17 protein-coding genes are annotated in these 17,759 nt (G+C 54.1%); 11 read left to right on the top strand and 6 right to left on the bottom strand.

What is annotated here, in order from left to right:
• Positions 1-411 (top strand): TIGR04211 family SH3 domain-containing protein (locus tag RTK32_RS07390; protein ID WP_312042823.1); only part of this gene is annotated, 411 nt, incomplete at its 5' end.
• 125 nt (positions 412-536) lie between these two features.
• Positions 537-1,763 (top strand): multifunctional CCA addition/repair protein, encoded by a 1,227-nt coding sequence (locus RTK32_RS07385; protein WP_312042822.1) that lies wholly within the window; start codon positions 537-539, stop codon positions 1,761-1,763.
• Between the two features lie 32 nt (positions 1,764-1,795).
• Here the strand turns inward: RTK32_RS07385 and bacA are convergent, their stop codons facing one another.
• Both bacA and folB read right to left on the bottom strand, forming a co-directional pair.
• A complete protein-coding gene (bacA, locus tag RTK32_RS07380; RefSeq protein ID WP_312042821.1) occupies positions 1,796-2,614 on the bottom strand; it encodes an undecaprenyl-diphosphate phosphatase in 819 nt (272 codons plus the stop codon).
• Positions 2,615-2,758: 144 nt separating this feature from the next.
• Positions 2,759-3,118: a bifunctional dihydroneopterin aldolase/7,8-dihydroneopterin epimerase gene (gene folB / locus RTK32_RS07375; RefSeq protein WP_312042820.1), complete on the bottom strand. Its 360-nt coding sequence runs from the start codon at positions 3,116-3,118 to the stop codon at positions 2,759-2,761.
• 107 nt (positions 3,119-3,225) lie between these two features.
• Between folB and plsY the strand changes: the two genes are divergently transcribed.
• Entirely contained in the window at positions 3,226-3,822 is a 597-nt protein-coding gene (gene plsY, locus RTK32_RS07370; RefSeq protein ID WP_312042819.1) for a glycerol-3-phosphate 1-O-acyltransferase PlsY, read from the top strand.
• 113 nt (positions 3,823-3,935) lie between these two features.
• Positions 3,936-4,223, top strand: coding sequence for a hypothetical protein (locus tag RTK32_RS07365; protein WP_312042818.1), 288 nt, complete (start codon positions 3,936-3,938; stop codon positions 4,221-4,223).
• A 46-nt stretch (positions 4,224-4,269) separates the two neighbouring features.
• Here the strand turns inward: RTK32_RS07365 and tsaD are convergent, their stop codons facing one another.
• Positions 4,270-5,292 carry a tRNA (adenosine(37)-N6)-threonylcarbamoyltransferase complex transferase subunit TsaD gene (tsaD, locus tag RTK32_RS07360; protein ID WP_312042817.1) on the bottom strand — a complete coding sequence of 341 codons (1,023 nt, stop codon included), beginning with the start codon at positions 5,290-5,292 and terminating at the stop codon, positions 4,270-4,272.
• 303 nt (positions 5,293-5,595) lie between these two features.
• Between tsaD and rpsU the strand changes: the two genes are divergently transcribed.
• The 3 genes from rpsU (at position 5,596) to rpoD (ending at position 9,772) form a co-directional block, all read left to right on the top strand.
• Positions 5,596-5,811: a 30S ribosomal protein S21 gene (gene rpsU, locus RTK32_RS07355; protein ID WP_001144069.1), complete on the top strand. Its 216-nt coding sequence runs from the start codon at positions 5,596-5,598 to the stop codon at positions 5,809-5,811.
• Positions 5,812-5,916: 105 nt separating this feature from the next.
• On the top strand, positions 5,917-7,665 hold the full coding sequence (gene dnaG / locus RTK32_RS07350) for a DNA primase (RefSeq protein ID WP_312042816.1): 1,749 nt from the start codon (positions 5,917-5,919) through the stop codon (positions 7,663-7,665).
• Between the two features lie 262 nt (positions 7,666-7,927).
• Positions 7,928-9,772 (top strand): RNA polymerase sigma factor RpoD, encoded by a 1,845-nt coding sequence (gene rpoD, locus RTK32_RS07345; protein ID WP_312042815.1) that lies wholly within the window; start codon positions 7,928-7,930, stop codon positions 9,770-9,772.
• A 469-nt stretch (positions 9,773-10,241) separates the two neighbouring features.
• Here the strand turns inward: rpoD and mug are convergent, their stop codons facing one another.
• On the bottom strand, positions 10,242-10,754 hold the full coding sequence (gene mug, locus RTK32_RS07340) for a G/U mismatch-specific DNA glycosylase (RefSeq protein WP_312042814.1): 513 nt from the start codon (positions 10,752-10,754) through the stop codon (positions 10,242-10,244).
• A gap of 358 nt (positions 10,755-11,112) precedes the next feature.
• Complete coding sequence (locus RTK32_RS07335; RefSeq protein ID WP_312042813.1) at positions 11,113-12,051, bottom strand: LysR substrate-binding domain-containing protein; 939 nt, start codon at positions 12,049-12,051, stop codon at positions 11,113-11,115.
• Between the two features lie 119 nt (positions 12,052-12,170).
• Here RTK32_RS07335 and RTK32_RS07330 point away from each other — a divergent pair, with 119 nt between their 5' ends.
• Positions 12,171-12,560, top strand: a complete 390-nt coding sequence (locus RTK32_RS07330) for a tautomerase family protein (RefSeq protein ID WP_312042812.1) — start codon at positions 12,171-12,173, stop codon at positions 12,558-12,560.
• Between the two features lie 59 nt (positions 12,561-12,619).
• On the opposite strand, the gene RTK32_RS07325 is transcribed toward RTK32_RS07330, so the two are convergent.
• Complete coding sequence (locus tag RTK32_RS07325; protein ID WP_312042811.1) at positions 12,620-13,771, bottom strand: porin; 1,152 nt, start codon at positions 13,769-13,771, stop codon at positions 12,620-12,622.
• Between the two features lie 119 nt (positions 13,772-13,890).
• Between RTK32_RS07325 and RTK32_RS07320 the strand changes: the two genes are divergently transcribed.
• From RTK32_RS07320 to RTK32_RS07310, 3 genes are all read left to right on the top strand, one after another.
• Positions 13,891-14,067, top strand: a complete 177-nt coding sequence (locus RTK32_RS07320; protein ID WP_312042810.1) for a hypothetical protein — start codon at positions 13,891-13,893, stop codon at positions 14,065-14,067.
• Between the two features lie 217 nt (positions 14,068-14,284).
• Complete coding sequence (opgB, locus tag RTK32_RS07315; protein WP_312042809.1) at positions 14,285-16,582, top strand: phosphatidylglycerol--membrane-oligosaccharide glycerophosphotransferase; 2,298 nt, start codon at positions 14,285-14,287, stop codon at positions 16,580-16,582.
• Between the two features lie 182 nt (positions 16,583-16,764).
• Positions 16,765-17,759 (top strand): MCP four helix bundle domain-containing protein (locus tag RTK32_RS07310; RefSeq protein WP_312042808.1); only part of this gene is annotated, 995 nt, incomplete at its 3' end.

Raw genomic sequence — 17,759 nt, 5'->3', positions numbered from 1 at the left:
CGGGATGCTAACGGCCGCACCTCATGGATCCCTCTTGCGCAGCTAAGTCAGCAACCCAGCCTGCGCACTCGCGTTCCTCAGCTGGAGCAGCAGGTAAAAGATTTAACCGATAAGCTGGCTAATATCGACGGCAGCTGGAACCAGCGCACGGCGCAAATGCAGAAGAAAGTTGCGGGCAGCGATGACGTGATCAACGGCCTGAAAGCGGACAACCAGAAGCTTAAAAACGAGCTGATTGTGGCGCAGAAAAAAGTCAGCGCGGCTAACGTCCAGCTTGATGACAAGCAGCGCACCATCATTATGCAGTGGTTTATGTATGGCGGCGGCGTAGCCGGTATCGGTCTGCTGCTGGGCCTGCTGTTGCCGCACATGATCCCCAGCCGCAAGAAAAAAGATCGCTGGATGAGCTGATACGCTGTCGGGCATCTTCCGGTGCCCTTCTCCTCTTTTTGTCCGCAGACCAGGCGCTTCACAACGGTAGGAGAGCTTCTACACTTCACGTATGATGCCTGAAAATTTCATTCCGGGAGCCTGTAGTGAAGAGTTACCTTGTCGGTGGCGCGGTACGCGATGCCCTGTTAAATTTGCCGGTCAAAGACAAAGATTGGGTGGTGGTAGGGGCTTCACCTGCCGAGATGCTGGCGCTTGGTTTTCAGCAGGTCGGCCGTGACTTTCCCGTTTTTCTCCATCCTGAAACGCAGCAGGAATACGCGCTGGCGCGCACCGAGCGCAAAAACGGCAGCGGCTATACGGGGTTTATCTGTTACGCCGCGCCAGACGTGACGCTCGAAGAAGATTTGCAGCGCCGCGACCTCACCATTAACGCTATCGCTCAGGACGACGAGGGACGTTATTACGATCCCTACAACGGCCGTGCCGATATTGCCCGTCGTCAGCTACGTCATGTATCAGCCGCATTTAATGAAGATCCGTTGCGCGTGTTGCGCGTGGCACGCTTTGCCGCGCGCTTTGCTCACCTTGGCTTCGTTATTGCCGAAGAGACACTGGCTTTAATGCGTTCGATGGCGGAAAGCGGTGAGCTGAGCGAGCTGACGCCCGAGCGCGTCTGGAAAGAGACGGAAAAGGCGTTGGAGACACGCATGCCTCAGGTTTATTTCCAGGTACTGCGCGATTGCGGTGCGCTCGCCGTGCTTTTTCCGGAACTGGATAACCTTTACGGCGTGCCGGCTCCGGCCAAATGGCATCCGGAAATCGATACCGGCGTGCATACGCTGATGACGCTGGCGATTGCCGCCGAGCTGAGCGATGAAGTAGACGTGCGTTTCGCCACGCTGTTTCATGATGTCGGTAAGGCGCTGACGCCCCCGGAAAAATGGCCCAGCCATCATGGTCACGGGCTGGCTGGCGTCCCGCTGGTAGAGCAGCTTTGCCAGCGCCTGCGCGTGCCTAACGCCCTGCGCGATCTGGCCCTGCTGGTGACGGAGTTCCACGATTTGGTCCATACCGTTGAGCGGCAAAGCCCGGAAACGCTGGTGGCCCTTTTCGATCGTATTGATGCCTGGCGCAAACCCCATCGCGTGGAGCAAATTGCGCTAACCAGTGAAGCCGACGCCCGTGGCCGTACCGGATTTGAGCGCAACCCTTATCCGCAGGGCGATCATTTGCGTAAGGCATTTGAAATTGTGCAGAGCGTTCCAACGAAAGAAGTGGTCGCGGCGGGGTACAAAGGGGCGGAAGTCAGGGAAGAATTAACGCGAAGGCGTATTGCTGCACTGGAAGCGTGGCGGGCAGAGCCGTTATAAAAAGAAGCCGGACGACAGTCCGGCTTTTTTGACTAGACAAAAATCATGTAGACCGCAGCAGCAATAATGAAGCGGTAGATAGCGAAAGGAACGAACGAGATACGCTGGATCAGTTTCAGGAACACCTTGATAGCGATCAGCGCTACCACGAAGGCCGTCAGGAAACCTACGGCAAACATAGGCATATCAGCCATCGTCAGGAAGCCCAGGCTCTTATAAAGATCCAACACCGTCGCGCCCATCATCATCGGCACAGCAAGGATAAACGAGAACTCGGAAGCCGCGTAACGACTCACGCCCATCAGCATCCCACCGGAAATGGTCGCACCGGAACGAGAAAAGCCCGGCCACAGCGCAAGACACTGGAAACAGCCGATGATAAAGGCCTGACGGTAAGTCATATCATCAATCCCGACGGCTTTAGGCTGTTTGGGTTTCAGATATTCTGCCGCCAGCAGCAGCAGACCGCCGACAACCAGCGCATACATCACGTTAATAGGGTTAAACAGCGTTTTAATTTTATCGTGGAAAAGCAGGCCAATTACCACGGCAGGTACCATACCCAGCAGGATATGGATCAGCGTCAGGTGCCCTTTCCCTGTCCCCTCGTGCGGCACTTTGCCAAAGTGGATGCCAATCAGACCAAACAGACGACGCCAGAACATAACCACCACGGCCAGAATGGAACCCAGCTGGATAACTACTTCAAACGTATCGGCTTTATCACCCTCAAAGCCTAACAGATGACCGACAATGATCATGTGCCCGGTGGAAGAGACGGGGAGAAACTCCGTTAACCCCTCAACAATCCCAAGGATTGCTGCCACCCATAGCTGATGAATATCTGCCATCAAATCTACCCCTATCCGTATCAAAGCCATTAAAAAGGCGGTCGCTGTACGCCACCGCCAAAATTGTGCCCGCAGAAAGGCGGGCTAATCCTCAAGACCCCCATAATGTGGTTTGGTTTCATCGTGATGGCAATCACATTGCGTTTATTTCGGAATAGTCCCTCGTTCAATGATGACGCCAACCTGAAACGCCTGCGCTACGGCGCCCGGCTTGCTGAGTTTTATCCGTACCCAGGGCGACTGAAAACGCGTCAGCAACAGCGTGGCAACCTCTTCCGCCACGCGCTCTACCAGCGCAAAGCGGCCGCCTGCGACATGGTTGATAATCGCTTCAGAAACGTCTGCATAGCTCAGGCAGTCGTTAACATCGTCACTGGCCGCTGCTTTTCGGTTGTCCCAGGCCATTTCGACATCGAACACCAGCTTTTGCGAAATCGTCTGTTCCCAGTCGTAAACGCCTATAGTTGTGATAACGGACAGCTGTTCAATAAATACAATATCCATGATGCGAGTCTCTGTTTTTACGGTTGCCGGATACCACTTCCGACGGATTATGCGTATTATCCACGGATGACGAGAACAAAACGACCCCCTGAAGACGGAACGGTGTTATGAGTGTATTCGCGCCTGGTATGATTATTTTCGCGTATCTGTGCGGCTCCATTTCCAGCGCAATTCTGGTATGCCGACTGTTCAGATTACCCGACCCGCGGCAGCATGGATCCGGCAACCCCGGCACCACTAACGTGTTGCGTCTCGGCGGTAAAACGCCTGCGCTGTTCGTCCTGCTGTTTGATATCCTGAAAGGCATGTTGCCGGTATGGCTGGCGTGGCATTACGGCCTTTCTCCTTTCTGGCTGGGCATGATCGCTATCGCGGCCTGTCTGGGCCATATTTACCCGGTTTTCTTCCAGTTTAAAGGCGGAAAAGGCGTGGCGACGGCGTTTGGCGCCATCGCGCCGATCGGCTGGGATTTAACGGGCCTGATGACCGGCACCTGGCTGCTAACCGTGCTGCTAAGCGGCTATTCGTCGCTGGGCGCCATTATCAGCGCGCTGATCGCCCCGTTTTATGTCTGGTGGTTTAAACCCCAGCTGACCTTCCCGGTCGCGATGCTTTCCTGCCTGGTGCTGCTGCGCCACCACGATAATATTCAGCGCCTCTGGCGTGGTCAGGAAACAAAAATCTGGAAGAAAAAGCGCAAGTAAATTCAGATAAATTGTTGTTAATTTTAATAAAATAGCATTACGCCTTAGTGTTGATTCATTAAAACGATGACCCCACTTACACATTGTGGGTTCATTTATCACAAGGAGATGTGATGAAAGAATTAACAGAGCAGGAAGTCACGCAGGCCAGCGGAGCGGGCTATATTCAGGATACGCTTAGCGACACAGGCAGCGCTGTTGGCAGCAGCCTGTATGGCTTGGTCGCTAATGTAGATGTGGAGCTGCCGCTTATCGGTAAGGTGAGTGCAGGCACGCTTTTTCCCAATCAGGGCAAAGATGTTGGTTCAACATTGGGTAGTCAGGCTGGAGGGGCGATCGAAAGCGTTATTGCCGGTATTCCTTTGATCGGCGGCTGGTTGAAGGGCCTGCTAAGCAACTAGCTGATAACAGGCCGGGCGCCATTGCCGTCAGCAATGGCGCTTTATTTTAGTCGCTTTGCAGCGGCGAGAGTTCTGCCAGCGGCCAACGCGGACGGACGCTGACGCTGAGATCGCTACGCGTCCCACCCTTGAGCCTCACCATGCCCGCATAGGCGATCATAGCGCCGTTATCGGTGCAGAATTCAGGCCTGGCATAGAAGACTTCGCCGCCACGCGCCCGCATGACATCCGCCATTTTGGCCCGCAGCGTACGGTTCGCGCTGACGCCGCCCGCCATCACCAGCCGGGTAAAGCCGGTTTGCTCCAGCGCGCGCCTGCATTTAATAATCAGCGTATCCACCACCGCATCTTCAAATGCACGGGCCACATCTGCACGCGTCCGATCGTCGTTAGCATTTTCACGAATGGTATTCGCGGCAAATGTTTTCAGACCCGAAAAGCTGAAATCCAGCCCCGGCCTGTCGGTCATAGGGCGCGGGAAGATAAAGCGCTTTTCCACGCCCTGCTGCGCCATTTTCGACAGCATCGGGCCACCCGGATAGTCCAGCCCGAGCAGCTTGGCCGTTTTATCGAAGGCTTCGCCTGCCGCATCATCCACGGATTCGCCCAGCAACTGGTATTCGCCGATGCCGGTGACGCTAATCAGCTGCGTGTGGCCGCCGGAAACCAGCAGCGCCACAAAAGGAAACGCGGGCGGGTTCTCTTCGAGCATTGGCGCCAGCAAGTGTCCTTCCATGTGGTGGACCGGCACCGCCGGCACGTTCCAGGCAAAAGCCAGTGAACGGCCAATTGTGGCCCCGACCAGCAGCGCCCCGACCAGGCCCGGCCCGGCGGTATAGGCTACCGCATCAATATCTTGCGCCTGCAGACCGGCCTCTTTTAAGGCGGCCTGAATTAACGGCACGGTTTTACGCACGTGATCGCGCGAAGCCAGTTCCGGCACCACGCCGCCGTAGTCGGCGTGCAGTTTGACCTGGCTGTAAAGTTGGTTAGCGAGCAATCCGGCTTTATCGTCGTAAATCGCGATACCGGTTTCATCGCAGGAAGTTTCTATTCCGAGCACACGCATGGCATTTACCTCATTCTTGCGGCGCGCAGTGTAACATGAAGCCGCTTCGCCCTGCGGCAAATTTCCGCACTAACCGCTAATGACGCTGAATGATAAGCAGAAAATTTCATCGCCTCGCCTGTTTGAGTAAGGTATAATCCCTGCCCTGAAAAAACCGGCAGCCGCACAGGCGCATCTGTTGGTGAGACATTATGCTATGGTGCTTTACAACGCAGCCTGTGTTGGAGTAAAATTCCGCACCATTTTGAAACAAGCTGGCACCGACGTCAGCAACAAAACCGAATTTATCGAGGTGAGAGTTACATGCCGGTAATTAAAGTACGTGAAAACGAGCCATTTGACGTAGCACTGCGTCGCTTCAAGCGTTCTTGCGAGAAAGCAGGCGTTCTGGCTGAAGTTCGTCGTCGTGAGTTTTATGAAAAACCTACTACCGAACGTAAGCGCGCTAAAGCTTCTGCTGTGAAACGCCACGCGAAGAAACTGGCTCGCGAAAACGCACGCCGCACTCGTCTGTACTAATTATTGAGGGCTTGCCCTCAGGCTTCACAGACAAGTAGTAGTATACAAGGCCGTGCTTTCCGAAAGGAATGCGCGGCTTGTTCTCGTTTATGAGCTGATAGGCCTATGGCTGGACGAATTCCACGCGTATTTATCAATGACTTGCTGGCTCGCACGGACATCGTGGATCTTATCGATGCGCGCGTAAAGCTAAAGAAGCAGGGCAAGAACTATCACGCGTGCTGTCCCTTTCATAACGAAAAGACGCCTTCTTTTACCGTCAACGGTGAAAAACAGTTTTACCACTGCTTCGGCTGTGGCGCACACGGTAATGCGATCGATTTCTTAATGAATTACGATCGGCTGGAGTTCGTCGAAAGCATTGAAGAGCTGGCCACGCTTTACGGCCTCGAAGTGCCTTATGAAAGCGGTAATGGCCCCAGTCAGTTAGAGCGTCATCAGCGACAGAGTCTTTATCAGCTGATGGGCAGTCTGAATGATTTCTATCAGCAATCGCTTACGCAAAATGCGGCAGCGGGCGCGCGCGATTATCTTACCCAACGTGGTCTTAGCGATGACGTTATCCGGCATTTTTCGATCGGCTTTGCACCTGCTGGTTGGGATAACGCGTTAAAACGCTTTGGTCGTAACCAGGAAGACAAGCAGTCGCTAAGCGATGCCGGTATGCTGGTTACCAACGATCAGGGACGCAGCTACGATCGTTTTCGTGAACGCATTATGTTTCCTATCCACGATAAGCGTGGACGCGTTATCGGGTTTGGGGGGCGTGTTGTTGGCGATGCACTGCCTAAATACCTCAACTCGCCGGAAACCGACATTTTTCATAAAGGCCGCCAGCTGTATGGCCTGTATGAAGCGCAAAAGAAACACCCCGAGCCTGCCAAGCTTTTGGTGGTAGAAGGCTATATGGACGTGGTGGCGCTGGCGCAGTTTGGTATTGATTATGCCGTCGCGTCGCTGGGGACATCGACTACGCCCGAGCATATCCAACTTCTTTTCCGCACCACCGATACGGTCATTTGCTGCTATGACGGCGACCGGGCGGGTCGGGAAGCGGCATGGCGTGCTTTAGAAACCGCATTGCCTTACATGAATGACGGACGTCAGCTACGCTTTATGTTTCTGCCCGACGGCGAAGATCCCGATACGCTGGTGCGGAAAGAAGGCAAAGACGCGTTTGAGGCGCGGATGGAGCAGGCGATGCCGCTCTCCGCTTTCCTCTTCGATACGCTGATGCCACAGGTGGATCTGCGGTCTCCGGATGGCAGAGCCCAGCTGAGCACGCTGGCGCTACCGCTGATTAGTCAGGTGCCGGGTGAAACCCTGCGTATTTATCTGCGTCAGGAGCTGGGCAATAAGCTGGGTATTCTGGACGATAGCCAGTTGGAAAAACTGCTGCCGAAACAGAGCGAAAGCGCGAAGTTGACGCAACAGCCCCAGCTAAAACGCACAACCATGCGTATACTGATTGGATTACTGATCCAAAACCCGGCACTGGCGACGATGGTGCCTTCACTGGAAGGCCTGAATAATTCAGAGCTGCCGGGATTTCCGCTATTTGTGGAGTTAGTGAGTACTTGCGTGGCGCATCCTGGCCTGACCACCGGTCAGCTCCTGGAGCTCTATCGCGGGACAAAATTTAGCCAAAGCCTTGAAACGCTGGCAACATGGAACCACATGATAGTTGAGGATGAAGTGGAAACCATGTTCAAGGACTCACTGGCCAGCATGTATGACGCGGCGCTGGAGCGCAGGCTGGAAGAGCTGATTGCGCGCGACCGGACGCATGGCCTGAATGCCGAAGAGCGTCGTGAATTCTGGACGCTAAGTCAGGCCTTGAAAAAACAGTCCTGAACCGATTTAACCGCGACGATGGACAATATGATGAAGCGTATATCGTCGCCGCCCGTTGACAGGCTACCGCGTGCAAACGGGCAGTAAAAAATAGCTTCTGACAGCATATCCGCGGCTTAAGTGCCGACTATCCGCCAGGTTGAGCCTGGCAGCCGCCACGATGGGCAGCGGCAATAATCCAACGCCCTCACTGTTATTGTTGGCTGCTTAAACTTAGCCGACCAACACCAATCTAATTTAACAGAAGTGTGGATACCGTCTTATGGAGCAAAACCCGCAGTCACAGCTGAAGCTGCTTGTCACCCGTGGTAAGGAGCAAGGCTATCTGACCTATGCCGAGGTCAATGACCATCTGCCGGAAGATATCGTCGACTCCGATCAGATCGAAGACATCATCCAGATGATCAACGACATGGGCATACAGGTTGTGGAAGAAGCGCCTGATGCCGACGATCTGATGCTGAACGAAAACAGCAGTGATACGGACGAAGATGCTGCCGAAGCGGCTGCTCAGGTACTCTCCAGCGTTGAATCGGAAATCGGCCGCACCACCGATCCGGTGCGTATGTACATGCGCGAAATGGGTACCGTTGAACTGCTGACGCGCGAAGGCGAAATCGACATCGCCAAGCGTATCGAAGACGGCATCAACCAGGTGCAGTGTTCTGTTGCCGAATATCCGGAGGCTATCACCTACCTGCTGGAGCAGTACGATCGCGTCGAGGCTGGCGAAGCTCGCCTTTCCGATATGATTACCGGCTTTGTCGATCCTAATGCGGCAGAAGAGATTGCGCCTACGGCTACGCATGTAGGCTCTGAACTCTCTCAGGAAGAGCGTGACGACGACGAAGATGAAGACGAAGAGTCTGACGACGACAGCGCTGATGATGACAACAGCATTGACCCGGAACTGGCGCGCGAAAAATTCACCGATCTGCGTACGCAGTACGAGAAAACGCGTACGGTAATCAAGGCCAAAGGCCGCAGCCATGCCGATGCCGTCAGTGAGATTCAGAACCTGTCTGACGTCTTCAAACAGTTCCGCCTGGTGCCAAAGCAGTTTGACTACCTGGTGAACAACATGCGTACCATGATGGATCGCGTCCGTACTCAGGAACGCCTCATCATGAAGCTGTGTGTTGAAATCTGTAAAATGCCGAAAAAGAACTTTATCACCCTGTTCACCGGCAACGAAACCAGCGAAACCTGGTTCAATGCCGCGCTGGCGATGAACAAGCCCTGGTCTGAAAAGCTCAAGGACGTGTCGGAAGATGTACAGCGCAGCCTGATGAAGCTGGCACAGATTGAAGAAGAGACCGGCCTGACGATCGAGCAGGTCAAAGACATTAACCGCCGTATGTCTATCGGTGAAGCGAAAGCACGCCGTGCGAAGAAAGAGATGGTCGAGGCCAACCTCCGTCTGGTTATCTCTATCGCTAAAAAGTACACCAACCGTGGACTGCAGTTCCTGGATTTGATTCAGGAAGGTAACATCGGCCTGATGAAAGCCGTTGATAAGTTTGAATACCGCCGTGGCTATAAGTTCTCTACTTATGCGACCTGGTGGATCCGTCAGGCTATCACCCGCTCTATCGCAGACCAGGCGCGCACCATCCGTATTCCGGTGCATATGATTGAGACCATCAACAAGCTCAACCGTATTTCCCGCCAGATGCTGCAGGAGATGGGACGTGAGCCGACGCCGGAAGAGCTGGCTGAACGGATGCTGATGCCGGAAGATAAAATCCGCAAGGTGCTGAAGATCGCTAAAGAGCCTATCTCCATGGAGACGCCGATTGGTGATGATGAAGATTCGCATCTGGGCGACTTTATCGAAGATACCACGCTGGAGCTGCCGCTGGACTCCGCCACTTCCGAGAGCCTGCGTTCAGCGACTCACGACGTGCTGGCTGGCCTGACCGCGCGTGAAGCGAAAGTGCTGCGTATGCGTTTTGGTATCGATATGAACACCGACCATACGCTGGAAGAAGTCGGCAAGCAGTTTGACGTTACCCGTGAGCGTATCCGTCAGATTGAAGCGAAAGCGCTGCGTAAGCTGCGTCATCCAAGCCGCTCTGAAGTGCTGCGCAGCTTCCTGGACGATTAATCCAGCCTGCGTGATAAAAAAGCCCCGGCCCAGGCCGGGGCTTTTTTTTTACAGGCGGAAAACCGTCTGGCCCTTCCCTGCCAGATGTTGGCAGCCGTCCCGTCCGCCAGCGTTTTGTCCTAACCTGCAGCGTTACAGGTTAAGGGCTATCTAACCTCTGTACCCGCGTTTAACCTGCATCCCGCAGAGCAAGCTACAGGTGAACCGGCTACAGGCTATCACCGTTACGCACGCCACAACTGAAGAGCCATCGTTAGCCTCCCTTTTCCCTTGCTTTACGGCGGGTAGAGGCCTTTATTGGGTAGGAAAGCAGGAAGTCACCCATCCCCGACATCAGGTAGGCCTTTTCTTTCCCGACTACAACAGCAAGATCCAGAGCGCCCGTCGCACGCTTCTCCTCCCTGTACTGGCACCATTAACCCAGTTTGGGGCGGGTTCTAGTTTTCCGGCAACAACGAGGGAAACTACTTTAAAAAACCGCTAACGCCAGCGCTTTATAGGCCGCTACCAGCTCCTCCTGCGAGGCCCGGTTTAGCCCGCTGGGATTGGGCAATACCCAGACTTCCGTTTCGCCCAGCTTATGCGGCTGCTTACCCCACGTGACTTTACTGACGCCAAAAGCCTGCTTATAGGCCTGCTTACCCAAGACCGCCAGTGCTCTGGGTTGATACTGTCCTATCTTATCCACCAGCAATTTGCCGCCGTCACGAAGTTCTGCAGCGGAAAGCTCCGTTGCCTCACGGGTGGGCCTTTCTACCAGCATGGTAATGCCGCAGCGCGTAGTCAGCAGCTGCTGCTCTTCTTCCGGCTTTAGCTGCCGTTCGGTAAACCCGGCCTGCCAGATCGTTTTCCAGAAACGATTGCCCGGGTGGGCGAAATGAAACCCGGTATGCGCAGAGGATTTTCCCGGATTGATGCCGCAAAAAATCACGCTAAGCCCCGGTGCCAGGATATCGTTGATGTTATGGTTTTCTACTTCCATCCCTTTTTCTCCTCTCTTTCAGGGAAGCGTAACATAGCTCAGCCTTTCGCAGTCTCTTCCTGCGGACGGTGTGGCAATCACGCTCAGCGTGCCGTCAGCTTCGTGGGCAGTCGGCATTATCCGGGCTGAAACCGCCGTCCCGTAACCTCTCACAGAGCGGTGACTTCGCCGTTAAACGGGTTCTTCGTCACCCATTATTACCAGCAAAGCGCCGTCGTCACTGAAGCGGGCCAGCTGAGCAGGCTTTTGGCGTGCCGTCAGCGGCAACATTTTTACCAACCGGTGCGTGTATATTCGCCTTCCAATCAACGGCAATCAGGCCGTAGCGTTTTTCTAAGGTCACGCTTACAAAGGTAGCTTACGCGCCCACAGCGCTCTTCCGCTGCCGATCAAAGGCATCACGCAGCCAGTGCACAAACCCGTTTACGGCCCGCGGAACCTGAGCGGACCAGGGGCGCACAATATAGAGACGATCCGCGAAGGCGCCTACTGTTCGCCACTGTGGCAGGACTTCTACCAGCCGTCCGTCGGCAAGTGCACTTTGTGCGCTGAAGTCGGGCAACAGGGCAATACCCAATCCTTCCAGCGCGGCATCTCTGATCGATTCGCTGTTATTGGTCGCAAACGGGCCACTAACATTAATCACTGCCCTTTCGCTGTCGTTCTCACGACTAAACGTCCAGTGAGGCGCTTCTGTGCCGCGTGGATAATACAGGCATTGATGTTCGCTCAGCGCCTGCGGAGTCTGCGGCTGACCGTACTTGCTCAGATAGGCCGGTGACGCCACAACCAGCGCACGCGTGTCGCACAGCGGGAGCGCTACATGCGTATCGGGCAGCGTATCGCTGTGACGAATGGCCACGTCGAAGCCTTCACTGGCCAGAGAAACCAGCCGATCGGAAACTTCGAGCTGTACGCGAACCTGAGGATGTTGCCGCAGGAAAGCAGTGATATGCGGCACCAGCTGCTGTCGGGCAAAAGCAACCGGGGCGGTAACGCGGATCAGGCCCCGTAGCGGCCCGGCTGAATCACGCACGCTAAAAAAACTTTGTTCTATCTGAGCAAAAGGCGCACGCAGTTCCTCGACCAGCTTTGCGCCAGCACTGGTCAGGCGCAGGGTGCGGGTAGTCCGGGTCACCAGCGGTACGCCCGCCTGCTGTTCCAGCTCTTTGATTTTTTGACTCATGGCCGCCTTGCTGACTTCCAGCCGGTCGGCCGCACGGGTGAAACTGCCCTGCTCTGCCAGCACGGTTAGCCAGTAAAGATGTAACCACAGCGCATTGGTTTTAATATCCATCTCGATTGTTCACTATAATAAATAATCATTTTAACTATAGCGCTTTTTCCCCTGCGGTAATGCCTCTACAGTAAACCCTGTCGCGCTACTGCTCTCACCGGATATAGCAAGGGGAAACTATGCCATTACTGCAATTTGATGTTATCCAGGGCCGTTCTGAATCAGAAATGAAAACGCTGCTGGATGCTGCACACCGTGCCGTGCTGGCCGCTTTCCACGTGCCGCCACGCGATCGCTACCAGATTGTTCACGAAAACAAGCGTTATCAGATGGTGTTTGAAGATACGGGCCTGGGCCTGACGCGTACCGATAACCTGGTGATGGTCAGGGTGTTTACCAGCCCGCGCAGCGATGAACAAAAGCAGTTTTTTATGGCGGAACTGTGTCGCGAATTCAAAGAAAGCTGCGGCATTTTGCCGGCCGATGTCATGATCAGTTTTATCACCAATGACAAAGGCGACTGGAGCTTCGGTAACGGCGTGGCACAGTATGTGACGGGTGAGCTTTAAAACGTTGACGATAGCGTAGCGAAGGAACCATCCCCGGCTTTCGCCGGGGATGGTGAACATCAGAAGTCGTAACGCAGACGCACCAGGTTCATGTCGCCCAGGTTATTGCTGCTTGAGGTAAAGACGTGTTCGTAATCTACACGGAAGCCGTAATCGAGCTGGAAGGTCACACCCACGCCGTTATCGATACGCTGGTAATCACGATCGTTAACATATTCCAGGCGGTCGCCCATCACGTAAGGCATAAAGGTTTTCAGACCGTAGTTGCCCACCGGAATGGTGTAGCCTGCCAGATATTCGATCCCCCACGCATCGCCAGCGAAGTAGTTATCCACGCCTTTTTTCGTGCTCAGCAGGTAGTTCTGGTAATAGCCACCACCAAACGAGAAGGTCCAGTTATCCGGCTTCCAGCTCAGGGACGTGCCGTAAATATTCTGATTCCAGGTTTTGTCGTCGCCCGTGCCTGGATTACGCATATCAGCGCGGGTAAAGTTCCACGCCGTACCCCAGATCAGATTTTTGCTCAGGTGATAATCCACACCCAGCGAGCCGCCGCCCTGGCGCTTGTAGCGCAGGCCGTTGCCCGGTAAAAATTCGTTATCGGCAAACAGATAAGAAGCCAGCACGTCCGCATTACCGAAGGTATTTTTATACTTCAGCATTTTGCGTGAACGGTAAGAGCCGTCGTAGTCGCCATTGATACCGTTGCCTGGCGCCTGCGCCAGCATGTCATAATCCCAGATATCCGTTTTTGCGCCGACCACATCGTAATAAACGCTGTTCTGCTGACCGAAGGTGAGTTTACCCCAGGTCTTGCTCTGGAAACCGGTGTAAAGCATACGGCGGCTGGTATCATGCGCTTTGTCTGCATAATGATTGTCCCAGTCGAACAGCGCCGGGATATTGACGCCCAACTCGTAATAACCTACCCAGCTGACGTCATCAAACAGGTAATAATCGGCCAGAAAACGGAAACGAGTGCCGCCGTCAAAGCCATTACGACGGTAGGCATTTTTGCCGTCATCGCCGGTCAGGTTATTAAACTGTGGGCGAATACTGCCGCCTACGGTGAAATTCAGACGGCTCAGCGGATCGCCAGCCTGCGGATCCTGTTTGATCAGCGTTACTTCTGCATGAGCAGCAAAAGACGCTCCGCCCACCACCAGCGCCAGGCCAACAGCCTGACTTAACACGCGCATTTTTGTTAACATTATGTAGCCCTGTAAAGCATTGCCAGAAAATTAAGGACGAAAAAAATAGAAAAAACGTCACATAAAGCCAATTTTGCGCGCGATTATAGGGGCGAAACGCGGCAGCACAGCGGATATAAATGGCTTTTGTAAAATCTCTTATCTCTGTTTGTTTTAGAAATGCTAAAAACTCTGGCCCATTACCTTCTGTTTTTTCCGGCTCAGACGGTGGCGTTCGCGGTTTTTTACTCGCCGCCCGCCAGGCTTATGAGAGCCTGACCAGGTTTTCGGCAGCGAAGGCCTTAATCTTTAATTAATTTATTTTTATCCCTCTCCTACGCCGATCGTCCTCTGGCGCATAAAACCCAAAGTTAACGCCCTCCTCCGACAAAGTTTTATCGCCGTGACGTCGGTCATTTTTATCCTTTGAGCCGTTATTGCCAGCCTTCACCGGCTGCGTTAAATTGACAGATTCGCTACAAATTGGCGTGTAATGTCGACAGGGACTGCCTTTTTCGGAGAATATAAAAAATAATGGGATCTGAATCACTTTCATTGCTTCTTTTCATCGCCTCTGCCCTGCTATACAGCTGGAAAGCCAGAAAAAACAGGCTGGGTTTTTCCGCGATTATTTTACTGCTTGGCCTTTATATCGTGCTGAACGCTTCGCTACTCGCGAGCAATTACTTTACGGGCGAAGGCATCAACGACGCGGTTATCTATACGCTTACCAATAGTCTGAGCGGCGCCGGGGTCAGTAAATATTTGCTGCCGGCAGGGGGAATGGTTATTGCGCTGGTGGCCCTGTTTGCGCTGCTCGCCCGGATTTTACGGCACGGCAGGAAACGCAGCGGCAGCAAGCTCTGTGGTCTGCTGGCGATTGTGCTGGCGCTGGCCTCAATTAAAACCACGCCCGCTTATCAGCAGGTCAGCGATTTGCTGAAATCACAGCTGGGCAAAGGCGACTCCGATTTTTATGCGCACTATAAGGTGCCGGGCACGCAGATACGCGGCGATAAACCTAATCTGGTTTATATCTACGCCGAGAGCCTGGAGCGCACCTACTTTAATGAAGAAGCCTTCCCCAACCTTGCGCCGGAACTCAATGCCATCAAAGCCGGCTCGCTGGATTTCAGTCATACTCAGCAGCTGCCCGGCACGGAATATACCATTGCGGGTATGGTCGCCTCGCAGTGCGGTATCCCGCTTTTTGCCCCTTTCGACGGCAATGCCTCCAGCTCGCTTTCTACCTTTTATCCGCAGAATATTTGTCTGGGGGACATCCTGAAAGCGGCAGGCTATCAAAACTACTTTTATCAGGGCGCCAGCCTGAGCTTTGCCGGCAAAGATCTGTTTCTCTCCTCACATGGGTTCGATCATCTGTATGGTTTCAACGAACTAAAAAGCGTGGTGAAAGATCCCGCCTACCGTAATGACTGGGGCTGGTATGACGATACGGTACTGGACAGCGTCTACGATAAATATGTTGAACTGGCGCAGCAGGGAAAACCCTTCTCGCTGTTTGCCCTGACGGTAGACACACACCATCCCGACGGATTCATCTCACGCAGCTGCCAGCGAAAAAGCTACCTGTGGGAAGGCAAACAAAACAAATCTTTCGCCGCCGTCGCCTGTAGCCAGCAGCATATTGCGCGGCTGATAGAGAGGATCCGCGCTACGCCCTGGTTTAAAAATACGATAATCGTGGTCAGCTCCGATCACCTGGCGATGAACAATACTGCCTGGAAATACCTGAATCAGCACGAGCGCAGCAACCTTTTCTTTATGCTGCGCGGTGATAACCCCGACGGTAAAGTCGTCCCGGTTAAGCGCAGCACGCTGGACAACGGCGCGACGGTGCTGGATGCGCTGGGGGGGGATAATTTTATCGGCCTGGGGCGCAGTAGCCTCTCTTCTGCTTCTCTTGCAGAGACGTATCTGAATATCAAAGAGAAGATAAACGAGTGGAAGCCGGACGTGATTAAGCTGTGGAATTTCCCAAAAACGATTTCCGATTATAAAACGGATACGGTGCATAACACCTTCGGCTTTGCCGGTGTGCATTTCAAATTACCGCTGCTGCTTTCGGTTAAACCAGACAAAATCGAGCCGAAATTCGATGTCTACCTGGCGCCCCCGCTGAAACAGCAGCTGGCAAATTTTTCGCCAGATGAGAAATTTGTCTGGATAGACAGCTGTTATAAAATGGGCGCCGTCTGGGATGAAAAACTGGCGCTGAACCGGCAGCTTTGCGTCGCCGACGGCACGCTAAACTCACCGCCGACGATACGGGAGCTGAAGCCCGGCGTAACGCAGGGCCGCGTTGGCTTTCGCCAAATCGGGAATCAAAGCGAGGCACGCTATCAGCAAACCGTGACCCGACTGCGCGTTGCCGATGACGACCTGAGATATTCTTCCGAGGCCATCCTGTTTGCCCTGCCCGGTTTGCCCAAACAAGTACAGAAGGTCAGCGGTCTTTCCTATATCGAACCCTGGGGCGGGCGCTGGTCGGATGCCGGGCTGCTGCCCGAAGTCAGCATTACCTGGCTTGAACCGCTGCCGGAAACGTTTGATCTGGTCCTGACGGCACGCGCATTTGGCACCAACAGCCAACGCCCTTTTACCGTAAAAATTGGCGATAGCGAGCAGACGTTCCACCTGGGCCACGGAGACACCACGGTCAGCATCCGTCTCAACAATCCCACCCGGGCACGACTGTTAACGCTCAAACCTGCCGCGCCAGAAACCACTGTTGAAGGCGCGGTAGCCGGTTTCACTGCCCGTCAGCTCGGTATCGGATTGGTCAGCCTGAATATCGTGCCGGTTCAGTAAACGCCCGTTTCCCCGGCGAACCAGCCGGGGAAATCCCTTCGCTTTTTTCTTTCCCGACCCTACCTTATGCGCGATTTCGCTCACAACACCGTCAAGTTTTCCTCTCTGGTGCCGATTTAATGCCCTTGTAATGTTAAAGGTTTCCTCAGTGGCTCTTTTTTAAACAGCAAGGAACATCCCGGATGATATCTGTAAAAGACTTGAAAGTTGGCGTACGTCTCGGCGCGGCGTTTGGCCTGGTGATATTTCTATTAATCGTGGTCAGCGTAACGGCGATCGTAAAAATCAGCAGCATTAACGGTGCGGTGGATCGCATTGTTAACGATCGCTACATCAAGGTAAGGCTGGCCTTTGACGCGCGCGATGGGGTTAACGAGCAGATAAAGTACCTGCGCGGGATGGTTATTGAGACGGCGCATCCGGAAAAAAATGTGAAACGTTACGGCCAGCTGGATAGCGTGACACAGCAAACCAACCAGGCCATAGAACACATTGCCAGACTGCAAACCACCGAGGTCGGCATCAGAAAAATTCAGGCGGTCAAAGAGGCGGCACAGCAGTTTGAATCGGCCAAAAACGAGCTGCTTAATTTAGTGCGCTCGGGCAATCAGGAGGCGGCTGCCGATTACGCGCTGATGAAAATAACGCCGACACAGACGGCCTATCTGGATATCGTCAAGCGTTTTGCCGATTCGCAGTCCGGGCAGCTGCAGGCTGAAGGCGCCAACGCCGTCGCTGATGGCACTACCGCCACCCGCATTACAGTCATTTTTTCCTCGCTGGCAGCGCTGCTGGCCGTCGTGCTGGGCTACTTTTTGACCCGCTCTATCGTTACGCCGCTGCGCGAGGCGGTCAAAATTGCTGAAAACGTGGCGGCAGGCGATCTGCGCACGGCGATCCGCGTGAATTCTACTGATGAAACCGGTCAGCTCATGCAGGCGTTGAAAACCATGAATGAAAACCTGCTGCGCATCGTGACCGAAGTTCGTTCCGGCACCGAGCTGATTGCCACCGCCTCTGGCGAAATTTCGCTGGGCAATATGGATCTTTCTTCGCGTACCGAGCAGCAGGCCAGCTCGCTGCAGGAGACCGCCTCGGCGATGGAGCAGATTACCTCTACCGTGAAGCAGAACGCCGATAATGCTCGCCAGGCTAACGAGCTGGCCGCGCTGGCCTC

The sequence above is a fragment of the Erwinia sp. genome, from assembly GCF_031978025.1.
In the GTDB taxonomy this organism is placed as follows: domain Bacteria; phylum Pseudomonadota; class Gammaproteobacteria; order Enterobacterales; family Enterobacteriaceae; genus Erwinia.
This window is presented reverse-complemented; position numbering and strand designations above follow the sequence as displayed.